This is a genomic window from Saliniradius amylolyticus (assembly GCF_003143555.1).
GTDB classification, from domain to species: Bacteria; Pseudomonadota; Gammaproteobacteria; order Enterobacterales; family Alteromonadaceae; genus Saliniradius; species Saliniradius amylolyticus.
This window is the reverse complement of record NZ_CP029347.1, coordinates 1,611,133-1,634,198: the sequence shown is the minus strand read 5'-3', so window position 1 is coordinate 1,634,198 and position 23,066 is coordinate 1,611,133. Positions and strand designations below refer to the sequence as shown.

Genomic DNA, 23,066 nt, shown 5'->3' with positions numbered 1-23,066 from the left:
CCTCGTCCAGGTCGTCCGCGCGGGCCCAAACCAAATCGTCACCCCTACCCCGATGCGGGGTCCAGCTCTTTAATGATTATTGAGAAGTTAGAATCCTGCTTGGTAAGAGGATTCTAACTTTGGTCTCCCTGCCGGATATGACGCCTTATCCATAAGGCGCCAGCTACTTTTGTCAGCTCACAAAAGTAGCGAAAAGGACCTAGTGGCCCGTGGACACCCTAGACGTGCCGGTCAGGCTTGCAAAAAGTCGGTCGTTCACACTCACTCCCTGTTCGTTTTCGCTCAAATCTCTCCCTGATATTTGACCCACTTTTTGCGGCGCTTGCCCGCCACAGGGTGTTTTAACGGGCCAATGGGTGCAAAACCGAGGGTTATGTTCTAATCATGAAGTTCTTGAGGTGCTAAAGGTGATGAGTAGAGCTTGGGGTTACTTCCAGTCGCTTTGACTTTCCCTTACCGAACCAAAGCTCAATCGAACGCGAAATCCTGGATGATTTCGCGAGGCGATAGCCTTGCAGGACGCTACCTAGAACCGGTTCGACGTCGTCAGAGCCTTGGTTCGGCAAGGTTCCCGGAAAGTCAGCAGCGACCAAAGACCTTTTCGCCCCTTTTAGGTCTTTCTAAAAGGGGCTGGCGTGCCGGGACGGTACGTCATATATCCAGCAGGGAAAGGCCAATATGACAAAGCTAATTGATTAACTGAATGGCTTTACTGTAGGGTACTAGACTTGGAAAGGTATCAGCAGGTAGCGAGCTCGACCTTCTCTTACCCCTTTGATTTGAAGAGGAATCTATGCCTGATTTAGCAACTATTGGAACGGTCCTTTCTAATGTGAAGACTGCGACAGATCTTGCGAAGTTAATAAAAGATAGTCAGCTTACACTGAATGAAGCTGAAACGAAGTTAAAAATCGCTGATCTTATAAGCACATTGGCTGATGTAAGACTTGAGATGGCCGAAGTTCAGCAAGCATTATTAGACAAAGATTCTCGAATAAAAGAACTGGAAGAAATCCTGCAAAAGAAGCGGTTACTTGAATTTGATGGGAAGTTGTACCGAGCTGAAGGTGACGATGTTCCATTTTGCCCTGTGTGCTATGAAAAAGATGATAAAACCCATCATTTATCATATGCAAAAAGAGCCAAGTACACTCCATCCCCTTATCATTACTGCAAAATATGTAATAACAAGTTCTATCAATAAATATTACATACATTTTAAGGTGCGAAATAAGTTTTACCCCTCCCTTGGCATCCTCCCTTGCTGACATAACCGCTTTACCACCCAGTGGTGATACCACTTGGCAAGTACGGGTCTGATGACAGGGATTCTGAACAGCCAGCCTAAGGGCTTAAGCCAGGGGACTCTTCCCAGCAGTAGGTCATAGGCGTCCAGTTCTTTGTAGACTTCGTTGATATCCGGGCGGTAGATGTGCAGTGCCAGCAGGGCGGCGTGGTAGTCGATATCCAGCTCGGCCATTTTCTGTTGGTGGGTATTGGCGTCCAGCCACAGGATGTTGTGGGCGTATTTCCCGGCCAGCTTTTCATAGCGCACCCGGTCTTTGCGGCAACGCGGGCATGCGGCGTCGTAGAAAACTTCCAGCGGTGGCAGGGATTGGCTCATAAACAGCTATATAGTGGCTTTGCCCTAAGTTTAGCTGCCCAGTCGGTGATAATCAGGCCGAATCGCTGCTCTCGTATTCGTGAACTAATGCTTTAAGCCATCACTAGCACCCGTCCTTGGGAGGATATTCCAGCCCGGCCTTTTGCTTGCGGTTTCCTGCCAGTAGCAAAAGTCCTGGTCGGGCATCCGTTGCCCTCCCGCTCACCACTCTATTGGCTGCGCGTTCTCGCCAATAGCGGGCGTGGTTCGCCCAAGGCCTCGTGCGCAGAGCGCACCGTGATTCACCCCCTTGACATAAAAAAGCCGGGTATTTGACCCGGCTTTCTGATTTTGTTGGTGCTAGCCTTAAGCAGACCCTGCGAGGCAGGACGCCGAAAAGGAGCCTACAGGGAGGTATTGACGGCGTGTCTGCGTAGGCAAGCTCCGATGAAGTCAGGCACTATCAGCCACCCAGTGCGGTTTTAGCATCGGTATAGCTAAAGCCCAGCTGTTCGCCCAGAGCGTCAACTACCGCTTTGTAGGTGACCTTGCCTTCGTGCACGTTCAGGCCGGCCAGCAGATGCTCGTCATCCAACATGGCTTGTTTGGGGCCTTTGTTGGCCAGGGCCAGACCAAAGGGCAGGGTGGCGTTGTTCAGTGCCATGGTAGAGGTGCGGGCCACGCCGCCCGGCATATTGGCTACGCAGTAGTGCACCACGTCGTCCACGTTATACACAGGGTCCTGGTGAGTGGTGGCTCTGGAGGTTTCAAAGCAGCCGCCCTGGTCGATGGCCACATCCACCAGTACAGAGCCCTCTTTCATAGCGCGGATATTGTCACGGGTCAGCAGTTTCGGCGCTGCGGCACCGGGGATCAGGACCGCGCCCACAATCAGATCGGCACGGGCCGAGTAATGCTCGATGGCATCCACAGTAGAGAAGACATTGTTAGTGCGACCGGCAAAGATATCGTCCAGCTGACGCAGACGCGGCAGGGAGCGATCCAAAATGGTCACATCCGCGCCCAGGCCAATGGCCATCTTCGCCGCGTTGGTGCCGACCACACCGCCGCCAATAACCAGTACCTTACCAGGGGCAACACCGGGAACCCCACCCAGCAGAGTGCCGCTGCCGCCGTGGGCTTTTTCCAGATAATGAGCACCGGCTTGTACGGACATACGGCCAGCCACTTCACTCATGGGGGCCAACAGAGGCAGGCCGCCGCTGCGGTCGGTAACGGTTTCATAGGCAATACAGGTAGCGCCGGATTCGATCAACAGCTCGGTTTGTGTTGGGTCCGGGGCCAGATGCAAGAAGGTGTACAGGGTTTGGCCACGACTGAGCATCTTACATTCGTTAGGCTGCGGCTCTTTGACCTTTACGATCATTTCCGCTTGTTCAAAGATGCTCTCCGGCTTATCGGCGATGGTCGCACCGGCTTGCTCATACTGCTCGTTGGTAAAGCCGATGGCGGCGCCACCATTGTTCTCCACCATCACCTGATGGCCGTGAGTCACAAATTCTTTAACGGCAGCAGGCGTCAGACCGATACGGTACTCGTGGTTTTTAATTTCTTTTGGTACACCGATTAGCATTTCAGAGGTTTCCTGTTTTGATTTTCAGTAGGGAAGCGCAGTATAGGTGAAGCTTTCCAGACATGTGTGCTGAATTTCGATGAAAACCAGTGTAATATTCTGCTATAAACCTGATTGGTAGATAATTGTATGCTGGTAAAAACCCCAAAACACCTCGATCGCATTGACCGCAATATCCTGGTGGAGCTGCAGAAAAATGGCCGTATTTCCAACGTGGATCTGTCTAAAAAGGTGGGCTTGAGCCCAACACCGTGTCTGGAGCGAGTGCGCCGTTTAGAGCAGCAAGGCTATATTACCGGTTATCACGCTCAGGTGGACCCGTCCAAGCTGGGCGCCGCCATGCTGGTGTTTGTGGAAATTACCCTGACTAAAACCTCGGTGGACATCTTTGCAGAATTTTCTGCTGCGGTGAAAAAGCAGGAGGATATTCAGGAATGCCATCTGGTGTCCGGCGATTTTGATTTCTTGCTCAAGGCCCGGGTGGCGGATATGTCCAGCTATCGGAAACTGCTGGGCGATACACTGCTGCGTTTACCCGGTGTGAGTGAGTCGCGCACCTATGTGGTGATGGAAGAAGTGAAACACACCGGCAATTTAAAGATTAACCTTAAATGAACAGGCTGAAAACGGCGCCATGAGAGGCCAACAGGCTCTAGGATTTATGCCCGATGGCTGGTATCTTTAGGCGCTGGTAAGCAGTATCCCGAAAGGACATCCCAATCGAAACTATGGCACGTTTATCCGGTATCCAAAGGATCATGGAAGTAGGCATGATCATCAGCAGCGCCTTTGCGCTGTTTTTGCTGTTGTCGCTGGCTTCCTTCGACCCGGCTGATCCCAGCTGGAGCCAGGCCGGATTTCGCGATGAGATCCACAATGCCGCCGGGCCGATTGGTGCCTGGTTTGCCGATATTCTGCTGAACACCTTTGGCTATGTGGCTTATTTATTTCCGTTTGCCGCGGCCCTGTTAGGCTGGTTTTTATTCCAGCAGACCAAACATCTGATGGAGCTGGATTACCTGACCATCAGCCTGCGCCTTATTGGCACCATCCTGGTAATGGTGGGTGCCACGGGCCTGGGTAGCCTGAACTTCGATGATATTTACACGTTTTCCGCCGGTGGTTTTATGGGCGATGCCATCAGCGGCCGGCTGCTGCCGTATTTTAATCTGCCTGGCACCATCTTACTGCTGCTGTGCTTTTTCTGTACCGGCTTTACCCTGATGACCGGTATTTCCTGGCTATTGATTGTGGATACCATGGGCGAATGGGCCATTCGCGGCACTCAGGCGCTGATGCAACTGCCCAATAAGTTATCCGGTTTTTCTATCTCCATGCCCAAGCGCGCACATGAAGAACAGGAACCGCAAGCCGAACCGAACCGAATGGCCACAGAGCCCGATGTGCCCTTTGAGCCGGATCCTGTGCCCGAGACCGAACCCGATAAGCCAGCCAGCAACAGCAAGGTTGCCGGCCTGTTTAAGCGTAAAAAGGCGGCCGAGCCGAAGATGGAGGACGACAAGCCGGTTATGCGTGAAGAGCCGGTGATTGCCGATTTGCCGCCTATGGATGAACCCTCCATGCCGGAAGAGCCCGTGATGCTGGACCCCATGGCGGATAAGAAGCAGGCCGCCAAACATACCAGGCCCGAACCCAAGAAGCCGGTGGTGGAAGGGGAAATGCCGTCTTTCGACTTACTGGATCGGCCGGATAAGAATCAAAACCCCATTACCCAGGAAGAGCTGGATCAGGTCTCTCGTTTGGTGGAAGAGAAGCTGGCTGACTTTAATGTGGATGCGACCGTGGTGGGTGTGTATCCGGGCCCGGTGATCACCCGTTTCGAGCTGGATCTGGCGCCGGGCGTTAAGGTGTCCAAGATCAGCAACCTGTCCAAAGATCTGGCACGGGCCTTATCGGCCATGTCGGTACGGGTAGTAGAGGTGATCCCCGGAAAATCGGTGATCGGTCTGGAACTGCCGAATAAAAACCGCGAAATGGTGCGTTTAAGCGAAGTCATCGAATCGGAAGCCTTTAAGAAATCTCCGTCGCCACTGACCATGGTGCTGGGCGCGGATATCTCCGGTAAACCGGTGATTGTGGATCTGGCCAAGATGCCGCACCTGTTGGTGGCCGGTACCACGGGCTCGGGTAAGTCGGTGGGCGTCAACGTGATGATTCTCAGCCTGCTGTACAAATCCACGCCCGAAGATGTGCGCCTGATCATGATCGACCCCAAGATGCTGGAGCTTTCGGTGTACGAGGGCATTCCGCACTTGCTGGCTGAGGTGGTCACCGATATGAATGAGGCTGCCAATGCGTTGCGCTGGTGTGTGGGCGAGATGGAACGCCGCTACCGGCTGATGTCGGAGCTGGGCGTGCGTAACCTGAAAGGCTATAACGCCAAGGTGGCCGATGCCATCGAGCGCGGCGAGCCGATTAAAGATCCTCTGTGGAAACCGGAAGAGAGCATGGAAACCGAGGCCCCGGATCTGGAAAAACTGCCCAGCATCGTGGTGGTGGTGGACGAATTCGCCGATATGATGATGATCGTCGGCAAGAAGGTGGAAGAGCTGATAGCCCGAATCGCCCAGAAGGCGAGGGCGGCAGGCATTCACCTGATCCTGGCCACGCAGCGGCCCTCGGTGGATGTGATCACCGGTTTGATTAAGGCCAATGTGCCTACGCGAATTGCCTTTCAGGTGTCGTCTAAGGTGGATTCACGCACCATTATCGACCAGCAGGGGGCCGAAGCCTTGCTGGGCGCCGGTGATATGCTGTATCTGCCGCCGGGCTCAGGCGTGCCGACCCGGGTTCACGGTGCCTTTGTGGATGACCACGAGGTGCATAATGTGGTGGCCGACTGGCAGTCTCGCGGCGAGCCGGAATATGTGGATGAAATTCTCAATGGCGAAGCCACCGCTGAAGTCTTATTGCCGGGTGAGCAGCCCGAAGGCGGCGATCAGGAGATGGACGCCTTCTACGACGAAGCCGTGGCCTTTGTCACCGAAAAACGCAAGGTGTCGGTGTCCAGTATCCAGCGTCAGTTCCGCATCGGCTATAACCGGGCGGCGCGCATTGTGGAGCAGATGGAGCACTCCGGTGTGGTCAGTGCCCAGGGCCACAATGGCAACCGCGATGTGTTGGCACCGCCACCCCCTCCAAGAGATTAATATGAAAAAACTACTACTCAGTTGTGCGTTATTTTTTTCCAGCCTGGCAGCGGCCGAAGGCGCCAAAGAGGCGTTAGAACAAAAGCTGGATGCGCTGAATACCTATCAGGCCGAGTTTAAGCAGACGGTGACCGATGCCGAAAACACCGTTATTCAGCAGGCTGAGGGCTTGCTGCAACTGCAAAAGCCTAATCAATTACGCTGGGAGTTGTACGCGCCCAACGACACCATCGTTATCGCCGATGGCGACACTGTCTGGCACATCGACCCCTTTGTGGAGCAGGTGGTGGCCATGAACCAGTCCGAGGCGGTGCAGAATAATCCGCTGGTACTGTTGGCTCAGCGCGATCCGGACACCTGGGCGCAGTTTAACGTCAGCCGGGACGATAGCGACTTTGTGGTCGCAAGCCGCAGTGACGACAGTCATATCGCTCAGCTTAGGATTCGTTTCGACGATAACACGCTAAGCAAGCTGACCATGCTCGACAGGCAGCAGCAAACCAGTGAGTTTGATTTTTACAATATCCAGCAGAATGTGTTGTTAGAACAGGGGCTGTTTAACTACAACCTCGCTAAAGGATATGAGCTGGACGACCAGCGTTAAGCTATGACTCAGTCGTTCGACTTTGGCGAAACCAACCCCTTCGTGCCTCTGGCCGCTCAGCTAAGGCCGGAGAAGATCGAGGATTACGTCGGCCAGGCCCATATTCTGGGGCCGGACAAACCTCTGCGTCACGCATTGGAGCAGGGCAAGGCGCACTCCATGATCCTCTGGGGGCCGCCGGGCACCGGCAAGACCACGCTGGCCGAGCTCATTGCCCGCTATTGCGAAGCCCATGTGGAGCGGATCTCGGCAGTCACCTCAGGAGTGAAAGAGATTCGTGCGGCGATCGACAACGCCAAACAGCAGGCCAGCGCCCGCGGCAAGGTGACCATCTTATTTGTGGATGAGGTACACCGCTTTAATAAGTCCCAGCAGGATGCCTTCTTACCCTATATCGAAGATGGCACGGTGATCTTTATCGGTGCCACCACGGAAAACCCTTCCTTCGAACTCAACCGGGCCTTGCTATCCCGCGCCCGGGTCTATGTACTGAAGTCTCTGACCAAGGATGATCTGAATCAGATGCTCGACAGGGCCCTGGCAGAGCCGCGCTTTAGTGATACCACGCTCACCGGAGAGGCCCGCCAGCAGCTGTTATTTCTAAGCCAGGGCGACGGTCGCCGGATGCTGAATTATCTGGAACTGGCGGCGGATTTTTGCCCGGGAGCGGAGATCACACCCCAGGCGGTTCAGGATGCGGTGGGCGGCAAGGTGATGGCCTTCGATAAGGGCGGCGATCAGTTTTACGATATGCTATCGGCGATTCATAAATCGGTGCGCGGCTCGTCGCCCGATGGCGCGCTCTATTGGTATTGTCGGATGCTGGAGGCGGGGGCCGACCCCTTGACCATTGCGCGGCGCTGTCTGGCGATTGCCTCGGAGGATATTGGTAATGCCGACCCCCGGGCTTTGCAGGTCTGCTTAAACGCCTGGGATATTTTTCATCGGGTGGGCCCGGCCGAAGGCGAGCGGGCCATCGCCCAGGCACTCATCTATTGTGCCAGTGCGCCTAAGAGCAATGCCGTCTACACCGCCTTTAAGGCGGCGCGCAAGCTGGCACGGGAAGATCACGACTACGAGGTGCCGGTGCATCTTAGAAATGCCCCCACAAAACTGGCTAAGAGTATGGGCCATGGAGAAGAATACCGTTACGCTCACAATGAGCCGGGCGCCTATGCCGCCGGTGAGTGTTATCTGCCAGAAGAGTTAAAAGGCACACGCTTTTATGAGCCCAGCGATCGCGGGCTGGAAAAGCAGATCTCGGCGAAGCTGGACTATCTGCGCCAGCAGGACCAGCACAGTAAGGTAAAGCGCTATGAATAATCTGGCCCTGTACGGCGTCATTGCTTTGGGGGGAGCAGGCGGTGCCTGCCTGCGTTATTTTATTTCCTCGCTGGCGCTGCAGTGGTTTGGCAAAGGCTTTCCCTTTGGTACACTTGCCGTCAATGTTATTGGCTCGGCCCTGATGGGCATGGTGTATGCCGCTTTAGAGGCCGAGGCTCTGGCCGGTCACCCCTGGCGGGCCTTTGTCAGTATTGGCTTTATCGGTGCACTGACCACCTTTTCCACTTTTTCTCTGGATACGCTGCTGCTGGTGCAGCAGGGAGCCTGGTTGAAGGCCGGTGCCAATGTGATTTTAAATGTGCTTTGCTGTCTAGCGGCAGCATGGCTGGGAATGCAAATTATTTTTTCGAAAGGGTAAGCGAAGCAGCATGTTAGACCCCAAGTTTTTACGTAGCGATATCGAAACCACCGCCAAGCGTCTGGCCAGCCGAGGCTTCGAGCTGGACGTGGCCGCCATCTCGGCACTGGAAGAAAAGCGCAAGGCCTTGCAGGTGAAAACCGAACAACTGCAGAACGAACGTAATGTGCGTTCTAAGTCCATCGGTAAGGCCAAGGCCGCCGGGGAAGACATTCAGCCGCTTTTGGCCGAAGTGGGTAAACTGGGCGACGATTTAGACGCCGCCAAGCAGGAGCTGGGTGAACTGCTGGACGAGTTAAAGCAGATCTCCCTGTCTATTCCCAATCTGCCCGATGATTCGGTGCCTGAAGGCAGTGATGAAGATCAGAATCAGGAAGTCAGCCGCTGGGGCGAGCCGCGCCAGTTTGATTTTGAGGTCAACGATCATGTGGATGTGGCCGCCAGGCTAAACAAGGGCCTGGATTTTGAAACAGCGAGTAAGCTAAGTGGCTCCCGCTTTGTGGTAATGCGTGGTCAGATCGCCAGGCTGCATCGGGCGCTAACCCAGTTTATGCTGGATTTGCATACCGACGAGCACGGCTATCAGGAAATGTACGTGCCATATTTGGTCAACAACGACAGCCTGTATGGCACCGGCCAGCTGCCCAAGTTTGGTGAGGATCTGTTCCATACTCAGCCTGCCACCGAAGAAGGACAGGGCATGAGTCTGATCCCCACCGCCGAGGTACCGCTGACCAATATTGGCCGGGATGAGATCTTCGATGCTGCTGAGCTGCCCGTGAAGATGACCGCCCACACGCCGTGTTTTCGCAGTGAAGCAGGCTCTTACGGTCGCGATACCCGCGGCCTGATTCGCCAGCATCAGTTCGACAAGGTGGAGTTGGTGCAATTGGTTAAGCCCGAACAGTCTTTCGAGGCTTTAGAGCAGTTGACCGGTCATGCAGAGAAGGTATTACAGCTGCTGGAACTGCCTTATCGCAAGATGTTGCTGTGCACCGGCGATATGGGCTTTGGTGCCTGCAAGACTTATGACCTTGAGGTGTGGCTACCGGCGCAAAATACCTATCGGGAAATTTCTTCCTGCTCCAACATGTTGGATTTCCAGGCCCGTCGTATGCAAGCCCGTTTCCGTAACCCGGATACCAATAAGCCCGAGTTACTGCATACTCTGAATGGTTCCGGTTTGGCCGTGGGCCGTACACTGGTGGCTATCCTGGAAAACTATCAGCAGCAGGATGGTTCGGTGACCGTGCCTGAAGCATTGCGCTCCTATATGGGCGGTGTGGAAGCAATAACGCCAGAATAATAACTCTGTGCCACTAAGTGATTGAGAAATGGGCCAAAATGGCCCATTTTTTTGTAATAGACTAAAAATTACGCTTTAATAGGCCAATTAATTAATCAACAGGGCGTTAGCCGATGAAAGTCACCGATGACGTGCGCCTGCTAATGAAGTTTGTCTACTGGATTGCCATGGCCATTGGCTTTGGTCTGGTGGCTTATTTGCTTTGGATGACCTTTGTTACCGTGTACAACGGTCTGATTGGTTAGAGGCACTTCTTTGGCTTGGGCAAACCGGCGATCTTGGTGGCCTGCTTGGCCGGGCCATCGGGAAACAGGCGAAACAAGTAACGGCTGTTACCTTTCTCTGGACCGTACTCTTTAGCCATGGCCTTAACCAGGGCGCGGATGGCCGGACTGGTATTAAACTCCAGATAGAAATTACGCACAAAGTACACCACTTCCCAGTGGGCCTCGGTCATTTCAATCTCATCACGCCGCGCAATTTCTGCGGCCAGTGCCTCACTCCAGTCATCGATGGACTTTAGATAACCGTTGGCGTCGGTGGCGATGGTCTCGCCCTGAAATTCGATACTGCTTGTCATGTCCAGGTCAGGCTGTTGTTGTACTCTAGCGTCAATTCTACCACAGACGCCATATCCACCGAATGAAAGAGCGCCGGTGATTCGCCCATTCCCCGGGCCAGGCAGTCACTTTGAAGCACATACACAGGTTGGTTCAGGGCGTTTAACCTTCGCTGCCAGCTAGGGGCGTTGAGCGCATAGACCCCATCTTCAAGCAGAAGAATGCCATCCTTGTCGCCTAACTGTGCCAAACACTGCTCCAGTGCCGGTGACGAAAAGGGGGAGGCGGTGACCAGATGTAGCGTCATTACAAGCTCACCAAGTGTTGATAGCCTGCGAGGGTTTGCTGCCACAGTTCCGGGCTTAGGATGCTGACCTCGGGCAATAAGTCTTGCGGGTTTATACCGCGTTCGGACAAGCTGGATTCCAGCACATAGATAGGCTCCACATCGTAAAACTCCAGCGCGGCAAAGGTCTTGCTGAAATTTTTGCGCTGCAAGGGCTCCGGCTGTTGGTGTTTAACCAGTTGAAAAACGCCATCACCGGCAACGAACAGCGCGCACTCCAGACCAAAGGTGCCCGCCATCATGGCCAGATCCAGGGCTTCCTGAGCACAGTGACCTGCATAAGGGGCGCGGCGACTGATAACGGCGACCTGGGTCATAACTGCACCACCCGATCGCTCTGGCTTATCAGCTTGATCAATTCGCCTAAGCCAGAGGCCTGAAAGGGCTTGTGTAAGTTCGGCTGTACCTGATGTTGGCTGGCATCTTCTTTGGCAATCACGCCACGTTTGGCGGCTGCGGTCACGCACACATGCAGGGGCACCTGAGTCTTTTGGTGAAACTCGGTCCAAAGGTCATGCCAGTTGGCCTCGTCGCCCGGGGGAGTATGCAGAGCATTGGCGTTATCGACGCCCGCCAGATAGAAAAATACTCCGTTAATTTGGTGGCCGAGTGCCAGAGCCGATTGCGCAAAGGTCAGTGCCGTAGCAGGGCCTGATGACTGAAAGGGGGAGCGAGTGAGAAGTAATGTAAAGCTTGCCATGACCGGAATGAAAAAACGCCCCCGGAAGGGGGCGCAGGGGGATGATTAATCTTCGCCGCCAAAGGCACCCAGTAAGTGCAGCAGAGCGGTGAACAGATTGTAGATACTTAAGTACAGTCCTACGGTCGCTCGGATGTAATTGGTTTCGCCACCATGGATGATACGACTGGTATCAAACAGGATGAAGCCGGACATAATCAGCACGATACCGGCGCTCACGGCCAGGCTCATGGCTGGGATCTGCAGGAAGATGTTGGCAATACCTGCAACAATGGCCACGATCAGGCCCACCATTAAGAAACCACCCATAAAGGAGAAGTCTTTCTTCGTGGTCAGGGCATAAGCGGACAGACCGAAGAACACCACCGCGGTCCCCCCCAGTGCTTGCATAATCAGTTCAGGACCGTTGCTAAAGGCGCCCAGGTAGTAGTTAAGAATGTGGCCCAGTGAACCGCCCAGCAGGCCGGTAAACAGGAATACCCAACCGATGGCAGACGAGCTTTCTGCTTTTTTGTGCACCACAAACAGCACACCCAACGCGCCCAGGCTCATTAACAGCGATGTGATCGCCGAGATTTGCATGGCAGTGGTGATGGCCGCACAGACGGCACTGAATGCCAGTGTCATGGACAGCAGCATATAGGTGTTGCGAAGTACCTTGTTGGTTTCAAGGACAGATGCCTTGGACGCCGTGTTGTACATCGTCTTTTGATTCATAGGGTTCATCGTTTGCTCCGGTTTATCAACCACATAGTGAAGTCATTGTACTGTTATATAGTCCATTTGTATGGGGTTTAGTTCACTTTTTCAAGGGCTTTCGGGTAAGTGGAGGGAAAAGGGGAATTTATTGATGCTTTTCACCGCAAAATGGACAAAGACTAAGCACTTAAAAGCTATTTTTAAAATAGGCCTTTACAAGGTCCGGAAAGCTCATTAAAGTACGCCCCACTTAACGGAGAGTTGGCAGAGCTCGGTTGAATGCACCTGACTTGAAATCAGGCGAAGGGTCAAACCTTCCGGGGGTTCGAATCCCTCACTCTCCGCCATATTCAAACAAAAACGCCTCGCTTTTTAGCGGGGCGTTTTTGTTTGTGCTATTGCTCGGCGGAGTTTGAGGGTGAGTCCCCGCTGGGTTCGACAAATTTGTCAGGAACAAATTTGGACGTCGCTTTAGCGGCGGCCCGAAGGGCGCTGGGCAGGATAGCCTGGCGCAATCCCTCACTCGACTTCACTACTTCCCACTCTGAGTGTGTCTTTAATAGCTGGATGCCTGCTCGCAGGCAGGCATGACGACAGGCTTAAACGAGCAGCTCGTAGGCATAACAAAGGCGTGTAATGTTACTCCGTCGTTCCTGAACAAACAGGAAGCCATTGCCGGGGCATAGGTCGGCTTGGTTGTTATTCCTTAATCCCTTCGCATCGCGTGGTATTTGTGAAAGAAACCGGTAATATCAAGGCATTGCAATGAGCCACAGGAAGCTCTAATGGAATTTAACATTCGTCATCTTGAAAAATCTGATGCCGAGTCTCTCGCTGACACTTATCGCTTTACTGAGGTAACGGAGCAGACATCTCAACTGCCTTATATGAGCTCTGAAACAGTAAGCGATCTGTTTTTCAGTACCAGGAATTATACGCTGGTAGCCGAGCAGGGTGGCCGAATTATGGGACATGTTTCCTTGTTTTTATCAGACAAAGCCCGGGAGCGTCACTGTGCGTCTTTAGCGATTGCTATTCATCCTGACGCCCAGGGGAAGGGGCTTGGTCGTCGGTTGATGCACTCGATGCTGGAGCAGGCCGATAACTGGCTAAACCTGGTGCGTATCGAGTTGGAAGTGCATTCCGATAATAAGCCGGCTATCGAGCTCTATAAGAAGTATGACTTTGAAATTGAGGGCGAAAAGCGTTTTGCCACTTTTAAGAGAGGCCAGTACCATAACCTGTTGATTATGGCCCGGCTAAGAAAGGAAGACCGCGAAAGAGAGCGGCGAGCCTGCTGAATGCCCGCAACGGGCGGGCATCGTTCAGATGTCGTCTTGCTCAATCAGTTGCTGGCGAACTGACTTCTGGCCAGAACCCGTTCAAGATTACGGGCGGTAATATCATTGTGAGGGTTCAGATAAGCGGCCATCTCCAGATTTTCGACACTCGCCTTGGCGTCACCCTGCAGGTAGCTTAAAACCGCCAGGTTGTTATAGGCGATGCTTTTCTCTCTCTTACTGGTGTACATCTTGACCGCTTCTGAGCAGGTTGTTGTGGCCTGCTGTAAGTCGCCCTGAGAAATGTAAGCCACGCATAAATTGGTGTTAATGTCGGCGAGTTCGCCCCGGTGTGACGTCTTGGCTTTGAACTGAGAGAGTTTCTGTACGCCAGTCTGGTAGTTTCCGGCTTCAACATCTCTGACACCATAGACATCGGCATAGCTTGTTTTCAGTTCCAGTGAGCCTGACGGGCTGCCACTGGCAGTGAAAGCGGCCAAAGTAATGGCGGCGATTGCGGTGATTTTGATTAGATTTTGCATGGTTTTCCCCTTGGATGTTTAACACTTGCCGGTATGAGCGATACCAGTGACGACCTTATAAAACTGAGTCATACTGAGCGCCTGACGAAAGTGAAATGACCGGCTAATGTTTTCCTAATGAAGGTTATTTTTCTTGTTAATCAAAGGGATAAAACCTGCTGAATAAATTGGAAATACAGAGCATGACAGGTAAAAATCGCCCCGAAGGACAATTTTATATTGGTGATGTACAGGTTGATGCGGATAACAACAGCATTAACCTGCATGGCCAGTGGGTCCACGTCGAGCCCAAAGCCATGCATGTGTTATGGGTATTAGCGTTGCAGGCCGGTCAGACCGTTCCCCGCGATAGCTTATTCAACAAGGTTTGGGGAGAGCGGGTTGTGGTCGAGGAGGCGCTGACCCGCACTATTTCGCAGTTGCGTAAGGCGCTGAATGACAGTCAGGCGCGACAAGTCATCCAGACCGTGCCGAAAAGAGGGTATAGGCTGACCAGTAACGTTCAGTGGCAGCAACATCTGCCGCAACAGGCTGAATCTCAGCCTGAGCCAACATCCAGGCCGCAGCAACCGGAAAGCCGGATGTCGGTGATCATCGCCACGGCACTGATTGTCATAATGGTGATCATCGTTCCGCTCTGGTGGTTTGGAGCTGACGAGCCGAAATACGACACCTCTCCTACGCCATCGGATTCAGTGGCAAACCAACCATCGGTGGCGGTCACTGCATTCACTAACGGCAGCGGCAAAAAAGAAGGGGATTACCTGGCCGCTGAGTTATCTGAGCAGCTGCATCAGGGATTATCCGGGCAATCGCGCCTGTCGCTTGCCCCCTACCAGCCTGAGCAGAATGTTGAACAAAAGTCGAAGCAAGTGCGCTTTGTCATAACCGGCCGTGTTGAACGACTCACCTCCTCAGGCGCCGACCTTGTATTGAGCATATATGACAGCCAGGTTGATAAGGTGGTTCGGACGATGCCGGTCAACAGCGATGAGTTAAAGCCAGGGGCCATTACTCCGGCACTGTTAAAACCGGTATTTGAGCAACTGGGCATCAATACAGAAGAGCCATCATCGGAGCAAGGCGACTCAGGCCAGGTTGACGTAAAAGCCTACCAGTATTACCTCAGAGGCAACTATTGGTGGATGAATGGCTCAACCAGTGAGTGGTTTGCCCGGGCTGAAAAGGCGTTTTTAAAAGCGTTAGAGATAGAGCCCGATTTTGCCTCCGCCCGGGGCAGCCTTGCCTATATCTATGCCCGGTATCAATTTCACGATATCTACATGCCAGAGGCAATGGCCATTACCAAAGCCGAACAAGCCATTGAGCAGGCGCTGGACTTAAACCCTAGACAAATAGATGCCCTCAATGCCAGGGCTATCATTGCTACTCAAAGGCAGAACTTTAAGCGAGCTGAACAAGCGTTGGAGGCGGTATTTGAGGTTGAGCCATCCAATTCGCAGGCACTGTATTTATATTCCGAGCTGGAGATTGCCCGCAATCAACCGGAAAAGGCCCTGGCCTACGCATTGAAAGCCCAGCAGGCGGACCCCTTGTCACCCTGGGTAAACATTAATCTGGCGATTGTTTATGGTGTTATCGGTCAGTACGATTCGGCGTATCAGGCGCTCGAGGACGCCATCAGCATCGACCCTGATTACGTTTGGGGCTATGTCTGGAAGGCCCGCATACTGCATCAAGAGGGCAAACTGGCAGACGCTGTTAAGGTACTAGAGTCAGCGATGGAGCTCGATCCTGGGTCAGCGGCGAACAGCGCTTATCTGGGATTGATATATCTGGATCTTGGGCTGTCCGGTGAGGCCCAGTACTGGTTTGAGCATACGGCTGCCCTTTATGGTGACTCGGTGGACGCCAGGTTCTGGAAAAACTTTGTGCGGTTGGTGTATCAGCGCAAGGATGCGGCTTTGCGCTTTAAATTACTGACTCAGCTTATTAGTCTGAAAAGCGGCACTTACAATCTGATGCCCGTATTGCTCCAGACCGCTGAGGAACTCAGACGCTCAGCCCCGGCCCTGATAACCGCTGAAGCAAGGAAGATCAAAGCTTCTGACCGGTTGGTGAATATCCAAAACGTGGAGCAGGCGTTGGGGTTACTGAGCCTGTCTGCGCCCGGTGATCAGAGGTTGATAAATAAACTGGTGCAATTCGAGCAGGCCTTGCCGCAATGGTCAGCCAGTCAGGCAATGGGGGCACGTCGTCTGTTGGCAACCGGTCAACCCAGGGAGGCTGTTAATGCTTTAATGCAGACCGCGAATGACGGCTGGCTAGTGCATCATTGGCTTAGACTGCGTCACCCTCTGTGGGAACAATACTCATCCGTGCCGGGTTTCGATACGCTACGCAGAACCATCAAGCAAAAGCAGCAAACCCAGCAGGCGTTGTTAGAGCGCGATTTTTAAGCGGTTATTATTGTCCCGGCTTTGTCGAATAAGTGTGTCACCTACCGGGTAATCCCGTTTGCTCATACGATCATAAAGTACCACATTGGCGGTGGCGGCCAGGTTCATGCTGCCCTGAGTCGGGATATAAATGACATGATCACAGGCCGACACCACTTCTTGTGGCAGAGAACCATCTTCAGGGCCAAACAAGTAGTAGGCATTATCCGGATGTTCAAATTCAGGCAGCGGCGTGGCGCCTTCCACCAGTTCAATACCGATACGACTGGCCCCCTTGGGGGTCATACTGATGAGGTCGTCCACGCCCACCGTGGGAATGCGCTCGCGAATCTTCTGGGTGTCGGCGCGATAATCCTTGGCATAACCATAACGCTGGCCGGTATAGAACACTGCACTGGCGCCGTAGCAGCCGCAGGCCCGTAATATGGAGGCCACATTGGTGGCGGATTTGGGGTTGACCAGCCCTAAAGTGACTCTGGATGGATTCATATTGAATTACCGTTGATTGAACGGCGCTAGAGTAGGCAACTCGGATAAGAAATACAACTTAAATACAGACCAATCTGACATTGTTTGTCTGAAAAATGGTCAATATTTCCATGGCGTTCAGGTATAATCCGCGACCCTTTGCGTTATCGAGAGTCCCGCCTGTTATGAAAGCCACCATCAAAGCCGAGCGTTCGCTGTTTTCCTATCCCAAATACTGGGCCCATTGCTTTGGAGCGGCGCCATTTTTACCCATGAGCCGGGAAGAAATGGACCAGCTGGGCTGGGACAGTTGCGACGTGATCCTGGTCACCGGCGATGCCTATGTGGATCACCCCAGCTTTGGTATGGCGGTCATCGGTCGCATGCTGGAAGCTCAGGGCTTTCGGGTGGGGATTATTTCCCAGCCAGACTGGCACAGCAAAGACGATTTCATGAAGCTGGGTAAGCCCAATCTGTATTTTGGGGTGACAGCGGGCAACATGGACTCGATGATCAATCGCTACACCGCCGATAAAAAGCTGCGCCACGACGATGCTTACACCCCCGGCAACGTGGGCGGAAAGCGACCGGACAGGGCGGTAACTGTGTACGCTCAGCGCTGCCGGGAGGCGTTTAAAGGTGTGCCTGTCATTGTTGGTGGTATTGAGGCCAGCTTGCGCCGCATCGCCCACTATGACTACTGGTCGGAAAAGGTCCGTCGCTCGGTACTGTTTGATTCGAAAGCCGATATGTTGATGTTCGGCAATGCCGAGCGCCCTCTGGTGGAAGTAACCCACCGCTTAGCGGCCGGAGAAGACATCAAGGACATTCGTGATGTGCGCGGTACCGCCATTATCGTTAAAGAGGCGCTGCCGGAGTGGGAAGGAGTGGATTCCACGCAGCTCGACAGGCCGGGCAAGATCGACCCTATTCCAAGCCCGTATCAGGAGGAACCGGACTGCGATCAGCAAGCTAAGGCGCAGCAACCGGAAGATAAAAACGCCGCCAAGCCAGTGGTGGTGCAGGCGGATTTTCGTCGTCGTCCCTGGGAGTACGTATATGTAAAATTGCCGGCGTTTGAAGTGGTTCGCGACAATAAGACCCTGTATACCCATACTTCGCGTATTTTACATCAGGAGACTAATCCGGGGTGCGCGCGGGCGCTGATGCAGCGCCACGGCGATCGCTCCATCTGGATCAATCCTCCGGCCATGCCGCTGGAAACCGAAGAGCTGGACGCGGTATTTGATCTGCCGTATCAACGCATACCTCATCCGGTGTATGGCGATGCCAAGATCCCGGCCTATGACATGATCAAGTTCTCGGTCAACATTATGCGCGGCTGTTACGGTGGTTGTACGTTCTGCTCTATTACCGAGCATGAGGGGCGCATCATTCAAAGCCGCTCAGAAGACTCCATCATCCGAGAGATCGAAGACATTCGCGACAAAGTGCCTGGGTTTACCGGCGTGATTTCCGATCTTGGCGGGCCCACTGCCAATATGTACCGGCTGCGCTGTCAAAGCCCCAAGGCCGAGGCCACCTGTCGGCGCCCGTCGTGTGTCTATCCCAGCATCTGTGCCCATATGGATACCGACCATACACCGACCATCGATCTGTATCGGCGGGCGCGCAATCTGGACGGCATCAAGAAGATCCTGATCGCCTCCGGCGTGCGCTATGATTTAGCGGTGGAAGATCCGCGCTATGTGGAAGAGCTGGCAAAACACCATGTGGGCGGTTATTTGAAAATTGCACCCGAGCACACCGAAGAGGGCCCATTATCTAAGATGATGAAACCGGGTATGGGCAGTTATTACCGGTTCAAAGAGCTATTCGATAAGTTCTCTAAGGAAGCGGGCAAAGAGCAGTATTTAATACCCTATTTTATTGCCTCTCACCCCGGTACTACCGATGAAGACATGCTGAATCTGGCCATCTGGCTCAAGGAAAATCGCTTTAAGCTGGACCAGGTGCAAAACTTCTATCCGTCACCCATGGCGACCGCCACCACCATGTATCACACCGAGGTGAATTCGCTGAAGAAGGTGAAAAAAGACAGTGATGCCGTGCCGTCGGCCAAAGGGGAGATCCACCGTCGTCTGCATAAGGCCATGCTGCGTTACCACGATCCTAAGAATTTCCCGCAGATCCGCGAAGCCCTGAAGCGCATGGGGCGGGAAGACCTCATTGGCCGGGGACCCCAGCATCTTGTCCCGCCGGAAAGCCCGAATGAGAAACGTCGTCAGGCACCGAAAGGGCGTAAGGGGGAAAAAGCCCTGACCAAGCACACTGGGTTGCCACCCAAACCGAAATATAAGGCGGCTTCCACGGGGAAAGGCAAAGCCCGGAATAAGAAGCCGCAACGCCAGGAGCGTTAGCATCCCAGGGGAGCTATAAATGTCATCAGGATTTACTTATCTGACCATCGCCATTATCGCAGAGGTGGCCGGCACCTTGGCCTTAAAAGCCTCCAATGGTTTTCAGCAGCCAGTTGCGGGGGGCCTGTGTGTGCTGGCCTACGTGGTGGCGTTTTATATGCTGTCACTGGTGGTCAAAACTGTACCGGTCGGCATTGCCTACGCCATCTGGGCCGGCGCAGGGATTGTGCTGATTACAGCACTTAGTGCCATTATCTATCGACAGTTCCCGGATTTGCCTGCGGTTATCGGTATTGTGCTGATTCTGGCTGGCGTTGTGATTATTAATATGTTTTCCCGTACTGTTAGTCATTAGATGGTGGCTGAGCTCTTTAGAGGCAGCGTTTTTTTTAAATGACGCTGGCGGTGCTCACAACACCGCCAGAGTATCCCAGCATGCCCCCATAGTATGGTAATCACACTTACCGCCGAGGATGCTTTTCTCGTTGGTGTATTTGTCGTTGTTGGCTTTCAGGATGCGATACCAGGCGCCGTATTTGTGGTCGACAAAATGATCCCAGGCATAGGCCCAGATTTGCTCATACCAGCGCCAGTATTGCTGGTCATCGGTGGCCTGCGCCAGCATGGCGGCGGCGGCAAATGTTTCGCACTGGACCCAGAAGTATTTATCCGAATCGCAAATACTGTTATCCGGCGCATGACCATAGCAGATGCCGCCGTGTTGGTCGTCCCAGCAGAGTTCTAAGGAACGGTCGAACAGGGCACGGGCACGTTTAAGCAGCCAGTCTTCTTTCTTATAGCGGTGCAGGGTGACTAATAGCTTGGTCCATTCGGTTTGGTGACCGGGCTGGAACCCCCACGGGCGGTAGAGGTTTTGTGGGTCGTCTTTGTTGTAGTCCCAGTCGATATTGAGCTGTTTACCGAAATGTTCCCAGATAAGACCACCGGTTTTGTCGGCCAGTTTGACCGCCACTGTTTTTGCCAGGGTGTAGGCGCGCTCTAAAAAGACCTCATCGCCGGTGGCCTGATAAGCGGCCAGAGTCGCTTCGCAGCAGTGCATGTTGGCATTTTGCCCGCGGTAATCACCCAGCTGCTTCCAATCCGGTGAGGCTTCGTCGGCGTACAGTTCAATGTGGGACTGCCAGAAACGGCGGTTCAGGATCTCCCAGGTGCGATACAGATCGGCGCGGGCCGATTCAATCCCCACCTCCACACAGCGGGAGTAGGCCAGTATCACAAAGGCCAGGCCATAGCAGTGATTGGTCTGATCCACCGGCTGATTGTCCTGCAAGATCCAGTTATACCCCTGGCGGGCCGTGTCCCAGTGCTGATTGCGAATATAGCTAAGGCCGTGCTTCGCCAGCGCCAGATAGCGCTCTTTACCGGTGTCCTGATAGGCGCGGCAGTAGTTGACCACCATACGGGTGGAGCTGACCAGATGTTTGTGGCCCTTATCAAACACAGTGCCATTGTCGTAATAGTTCTGGTGAAAGCCGCCGTTAACCCCATCCACCACCTGGGGATCGTAAAAGGCCAGGATGTCGTCGATATGCTGGCGAAGAAAGCGCGCGTCTTTAAAATCAGGCATGGTTGGCTCCTTGGTTTAAAAAAGGTTGTAATGAATCCGGGTCAGGCAATGAGCTAAAAGCGCCTTTGATTGAGGCGGCATGAGCGCCGCAGCAACAGGCAAAATAAAGATCATCCTCAAGCTCATGGCCACTCAGCCACTCGGTAAGTGTATTGCTGTGCATAGGCTTAGCCGATAAACAGCTTAGCAAACCGCCAATAAAGGCATCTCCCGCAGCGGTGGCATCTACCATCGCTACCTTAGGCGGTGAAAGCTGCCCCTGATCGGCTTTGGTGTACCATTGTACGGGTCTCGCGCCGTCGGTTATCAGGATGAGCTCAGGTTTGTGTTGTAGCAACTGTGTTAAGTAATCCTTATGACCTTGGGCCAGATAATCCAGCTCTTCGGTGCTCATCTTGATAATCTGGCACTGCTGAGCCAGATGGTTAACCCTGTTAGCGTCGGCCTTGCCCTCGGGCCAGAGGTTATGACGTAAATTCACATCGAAGCTGGTGATCCAGCCGGACTTCGAGGCTTGCTGCACACCATATGCGGTGGTCTGAGCAATAGCCATTTCGGTGAGGCTATTGGAGCAGATATGCAAAATACCGGACTGTTTAAAGAGCTCAGGGCGAAAATCCTCTGGTCGAAAGCAGAGATCGGCGGCCGGGGGCCGGTAAAATTCAAAGGTGCGTTCGCCATGCTCATCCAGTGAGACAAAGGCCAGGGCGGTTTTGGCCTTGTCGGTGGTCACAATATGCTGAATGTCGACCCCGGCATCGGCCAGGTTTTGCTGTAAGAAGTGGCCGAACTGATCCTGACCCAACGCGCCCACAAAGGCGGCCTTTCCGCCGAGCTTAGCGACGGCGACTGCGGCGTTGGCAGGCGCACCACCGGCATACTTAGTAAAGGTCTCAGGGCCGCCGCTCTCACTATCGCCAATGCGATTGGACAGCATATCCACCAAGGCCTCGCCAAAGCAGACCACCTGGGTTGTATCTGACATCATTCAGGACGCCTCCGCCACAAGCTGCTGCTCGGCTTTCTCTGCCGACAAGCGTTGCCCCTGATGATCGAACAGATACAGGCTGGACTCGGTGAGCTTGAGACGCACGGTATCGCCGGTGTTCGGGAGGTTGACCGCATGGCTCTGCACGCAGATCTCTTGTTTGCCTAACTGGCAATACAGGTAGCTTGTGGAGCCTAAGCGTTCGATCACGTTCACTCGCACCTCCAACTGACCATCATCAGCGATCAGAATATGTTCGGGGCGAACGCCCAGTCTGGCGACGCTGCGGGGCAACTCGACACCATCTTTTATCGCCACCTGCACACCGGCTTGCTGCTCCACCAATACATTTAAGTGCCCGTTATGCTGCTCGCCAACGCCCACATCCACGATATTCATCTTGGGCGAGCCGATAAAACCGGCCACAAATTCATTCACCGGATTGGTGTACAGCTCCATGGGCGTACCCACCTGTTCGATATTGCCGTCTTTGAGTACCACGATGCGATCGGCCAGGGTCATGGCTTCCACCTGATCATGGGTCACATAGATCATGGTCGCGCCCAGGCGGTGGTGCAGCTCGGACAACTCCACCCGCATCTTAACTCTTAGCTCCGCATCCAGATTGGATAAAGGCTCATCGAACAGAAATACCTCGGGGTCCTGAACGATGGCCCGGCCTATGGCCACCCGCTGGCACTGGCCGCCGGATAATTCGCCGGGTTTACGCTTAAGATAGGGCGATAATTGCAACATATCGGCGGCGTTTGCCACCTTTTGCTTTATTTTATCCTTAGGCTCTTTGCGCATCTTCATGCCGAAGCTTAGGTTTTGCTCGGCGGTCATATGGGGGTAGAGGGCATAGGACTGAAACACCATGGCCACCTGACGCTCGCTGGGCGGGAGCTTGGTCACATCGCGCTCACCGATGTGGATCTTGCCTTCGGTGACGGTTTCTAAGCCTGCGATCATGCGCAGCAGGGTGGATTTACCGCAGCCCGAGGGGCCGACAAAAACCACAAATTCACCGGACTGGATGCCCAGATCCACACCGTGGATGGTCTGGGTATCGCCAAAGCGTTTTTTTACCTTAGATAGGGATAGTGCGGCCATGG

The 23,066-nt window shown here is 53.7% G+C and carries 24 protein-coding genes and 1 tRNA gene; 13 read left to right on the top strand and 12 right to left on the bottom strand.

Translation table 11 applies throughout. The features are described 5' to 3' along the window. The first annotated feature begins 793 nt into the window (after window positions 1–793). Window positions 794–1,204, top strand: a complete 411-nt coding sequence (locus HMF8227_RS07655) for a hypothetical protein (protein WP_109339619.1) — start codon at window positions 794–796, stop codon at window positions 1,202–1,204. Between the two features lie 33 nt (window positions 1,205–1,237). Here HMF8227_RS07655 and HMF8227_RS07650 read toward each other — a convergent pair whose 3' ends face one another. Continuing rightward, window positions 1,238–1,624 (bottom strand): DCC1-like thiol-disulfide oxidoreductase family protein, encoded by a 387-nt coding sequence (locus HMF8227_RS07650; RefSeq protein ID WP_109339618.1) that lies wholly within the window; start codon window positions 1,622–1,624, stop codon window positions 1,238–1,240. 442 nt (window positions 1,625–2,066) lie between these two features. Continuing rightward, window positions 2,067–3,197, bottom strand: a complete 1,131-nt coding sequence (gene ald / locus HMF8227_RS07645; protein WP_109339617.1) for an alanine dehydrogenase — start codon at window positions 3,195–3,197, stop codon at window positions 2,067–2,069. Window positions 3,198–3,326: 129 nt separating this feature from the next. On the opposite strand from ald, the gene lrp reads away from it, so the two are divergent. From lrp to HMF8227_RS15250, 7 genes are all read left to right on the top strand, one after another. After that, complete coding sequence (gene lrp / locus HMF8227_RS07640; RefSeq protein ID WP_109339616.1) at window positions 3,327–3,812, top strand: leucine-responsive transcriptional regulator Lrp; 486 nt, start codon at window positions 3,327–3,329, stop codon at window positions 3,810–3,812. A gap of 113 nt (window positions 3,813–3,925) precedes the next feature. Further along, a complete protein-coding gene (locus HMF8227_RS07635; RefSeq protein WP_109339615.1) occupies window positions 3,926–6,367 on the top strand; it encodes a DNA translocase FtsK in 2,442 nt (813 codons plus the stop codon). Window position 6,368: 1 nt separating this feature from the next. Then, window positions 6,369–6,971: an outer membrane lipoprotein periplasmic chaperone LolA gene (gene lolA, locus HMF8227_RS07630; RefSeq protein ID WP_162558545.1), complete on the top strand. Its 603-nt coding sequence runs from the start codon at window positions 6,369–6,371 to the stop codon at window positions 6,969–6,971. Window positions 6,972–6,974: 3 nt separating this feature from the next. Next, window positions 6,975–8,294 (top strand): replication-associated recombination protein A, encoded by a 1,320-nt coding sequence (locus HMF8227_RS07625; protein ID WP_109339613.1) that lies wholly within the window; start codon window positions 6,975–6,977, stop codon window positions 8,292–8,294. Beyond that, window positions 8,287–8,673 (top strand): fluoride efflux transporter CrcB, encoded by a 387-nt coding sequence (crcB, locus tag HMF8227_RS07620; RefSeq protein ID WP_109339612.1) that lies wholly within the window; start codon window positions 8,287–8,289, stop codon window positions 8,671–8,673. Before HMF8227_RS07625 ends, crcB begins: the two co-directional genes overlap by 8 nt. Before the next feature lie 10 nt (window positions 8,674–8,683). Continuing rightward, window positions 8,684–9,979: a serine--tRNA ligase gene (gene serS, locus HMF8227_RS07615; RefSeq protein WP_109339611.1), complete on the top strand. Its 1,296-nt coding sequence runs from the start codon at window positions 8,684–8,686 to the stop codon at window positions 9,977–9,979. A 113-nt stretch (window positions 9,980–10,092) separates the two neighbouring features. Then, window positions 10,093–10,224, top strand: coding sequence for a hypothetical protein (locus HMF8227_RS15250; RefSeq protein WP_275425501.1), 132 nt, complete (start codon window positions 10,093–10,095; stop codon window positions 10,222–10,224). Here HMF8227_RS15250 and HMF8227_RS07610 read toward each other — a convergent pair. From HMF8227_RS07610 to HMF8227_RS07590, 5 genes are read right to left on the bottom strand one after another with little or no spacing between them, the layout of a single operon-like run. Beyond that, a complete protein-coding gene (locus HMF8227_RS07610; RefSeq protein WP_204101043.1) occupies window positions 10,221–10,559 on the bottom strand; it encodes a TusE/DsrC/DsvC family sulfur relay protein in 339 nt (112 codons plus the stop codon). The genes HMF8227_RS15250 and HMF8227_RS07610 overlap by 4 nt on opposite strands. Continuing rightward, window positions 10,556–10,846: a sulfurtransferase complex subunit TusB gene (gene tusB, locus HMF8227_RS07605; RefSeq protein ID WP_109339610.1), complete on the bottom strand. Its 291-nt coding sequence runs from the start codon at window positions 10,844–10,846 to the stop codon at window positions 10,556–10,558. The genes HMF8227_RS07610 and tusB overlap by 4 nt, the downstream gene beginning before the upstream one ends. Next, complete coding sequence (gene tusC / locus HMF8227_RS07600) at window positions 10,846–11,202, bottom strand: sulfurtransferase complex subunit TusC (protein ID WP_109339609.1); 357 nt, start codon at window positions 11,200–11,202, stop codon at window positions 10,846–10,848. Before tusC ends, tusB begins: the two co-directional genes overlap by 1 nt. After that, on the bottom strand, window positions 11,199–11,585 hold the full coding sequence (tusD, locus tag HMF8227_RS07595; protein WP_109339608.1) for a sulfurtransferase complex subunit TusD: 387 nt from the start codon (window positions 11,583–11,585) through the stop codon (window positions 11,199–11,201). The genes tusC and tusD overlap by 4 nt, the downstream gene beginning before the upstream one ends. 45 nt (window positions 11,586–11,630) lie before the next feature. Continuing rightward, a complete protein-coding gene (locus HMF8227_RS07590; protein WP_109341040.1) occupies window positions 11,631–12,302 on the bottom strand; it encodes a Bax inhibitor-1/YccA family protein in 672 nt (223 codons plus the stop codon). A 237-nt stretch (window positions 12,303–12,539) separates the two neighbouring features. Between HMF8227_RS07590 and HMF8227_RS07585 the strand changes: the two genes are divergently transcribed. Together HMF8227_RS07585 and HMF8227_RS07580 are read left to right on the top strand one after the other, a co-directional pair. Next, window positions 12,540–12,631: transfer RNA gene (locus HMF8227_RS07585), tRNA-Ser, on the top strand. A gap of 438 nt (window positions 12,632–13,069) precedes the next feature. Then, window positions 13,070–13,585: a GNAT family N-acetyltransferase gene (locus tag HMF8227_RS07580; RefSeq protein ID WP_109339607.1), complete on the top strand. Its 516-nt coding sequence runs from the start codon at window positions 13,070–13,072 to the stop codon at window positions 13,583–13,585. A gap of 44 nt (window positions 13,586–13,629) precedes the next feature. Here the strand turns inward: HMF8227_RS07580 and HMF8227_RS07575 are convergent, their stop codons facing one another. After that, window positions 13,630–14,106, bottom strand: a complete 477-nt coding sequence (locus tag HMF8227_RS07575; RefSeq protein WP_109339606.1) for a tetratricopeptide repeat protein — start codon at window positions 14,104–14,106, stop codon at window positions 13,630–13,632. A gap of 182 nt (window positions 14,107–14,288) precedes the next feature. On the opposite strand from HMF8227_RS07575, the gene HMF8227_RS07570 reads away from it, so the two are divergent. Continuing rightward, window positions 14,289–16,526: a tetratricopeptide repeat protein gene (locus HMF8227_RS07570; RefSeq protein ID WP_109339605.1), complete on the top strand. Its 2,238-nt coding sequence runs from the start codon at window positions 14,289–14,291 to the stop codon at window positions 16,524–16,526. Here the strand turns inward: HMF8227_RS07570 and HMF8227_RS07565 are convergent. Beyond that, entirely contained in the window at window positions 16,509–17,015 is a 507-nt protein-coding gene (locus HMF8227_RS07565; RefSeq protein ID WP_109339604.1) for an RNA methyltransferase, read from the bottom strand. The genes HMF8227_RS07570 and HMF8227_RS07565 overlap by 18 nt on opposite strands. A gap of 164 nt (window positions 17,016–17,179) precedes the next feature. Between HMF8227_RS07565 and HMF8227_RS07560 the strand changes: the two genes are divergently transcribed. Both HMF8227_RS07560 and HMF8227_RS07555 read left to right on the top strand, forming a co-directional pair. After that, on the top strand, window positions 17,180–19,375 hold the full coding sequence (locus HMF8227_RS07560; RefSeq protein ID WP_109339603.1) for a YgiQ family radical SAM protein: 2,196 nt from the start codon (window positions 17,180–17,182) through the stop codon (window positions 19,373–19,375). A gap of 19 nt (window positions 19,376–19,394) precedes the next feature. Then, on the top strand, window positions 19,395–19,730 hold the full coding sequence (locus tag HMF8227_RS07555; RefSeq protein WP_109339602.1) for a DMT family transporter: 336 nt from the start codon (window positions 19,395–19,397) through the stop codon (window positions 19,728–19,730). Window positions 19,731–19,784: 54 nt separating this feature from the next. Here HMF8227_RS07555 and HMF8227_RS07550 read toward each other — a convergent pair whose 3' ends face one another. The 3 genes from HMF8227_RS07550 to HMF8227_RS07540 are packed head-to-tail and all read right to left on the bottom strand — an operon-like array spanning window position 19,785 to window position 23,064. Beyond that, complete coding sequence (locus HMF8227_RS07550) at window positions 19,785–20,963, bottom strand: AGE family epimerase/isomerase (RefSeq protein WP_109339601.1); 1,179 nt, start codon at window positions 20,961–20,963, stop codon at window positions 19,785–19,787. Next, complete coding sequence (locus tag HMF8227_RS07545) at window positions 20,956–21,951, bottom strand: carbohydrate kinase family protein (protein ID WP_239421232.1); 996 nt, start codon at window positions 21,949–21,951, stop codon at window positions 20,956–20,958. The genes HMF8227_RS07550 and HMF8227_RS07545 overlap by 8 nt, the downstream gene beginning before the upstream one ends. Next, window positions 21,952–23,064 carry an ABC transporter ATP-binding protein gene (locus tag HMF8227_RS07540; RefSeq protein WP_109339600.1) on the bottom strand — a complete coding sequence of 371 codons (1,113 nt, stop codon included), beginning with the start codon at window positions 23,062–23,064 and terminating at the stop codon, window positions 21,952–21,954. Window positions 23,065–23,066: the final 2 nt, after the last annotated feature.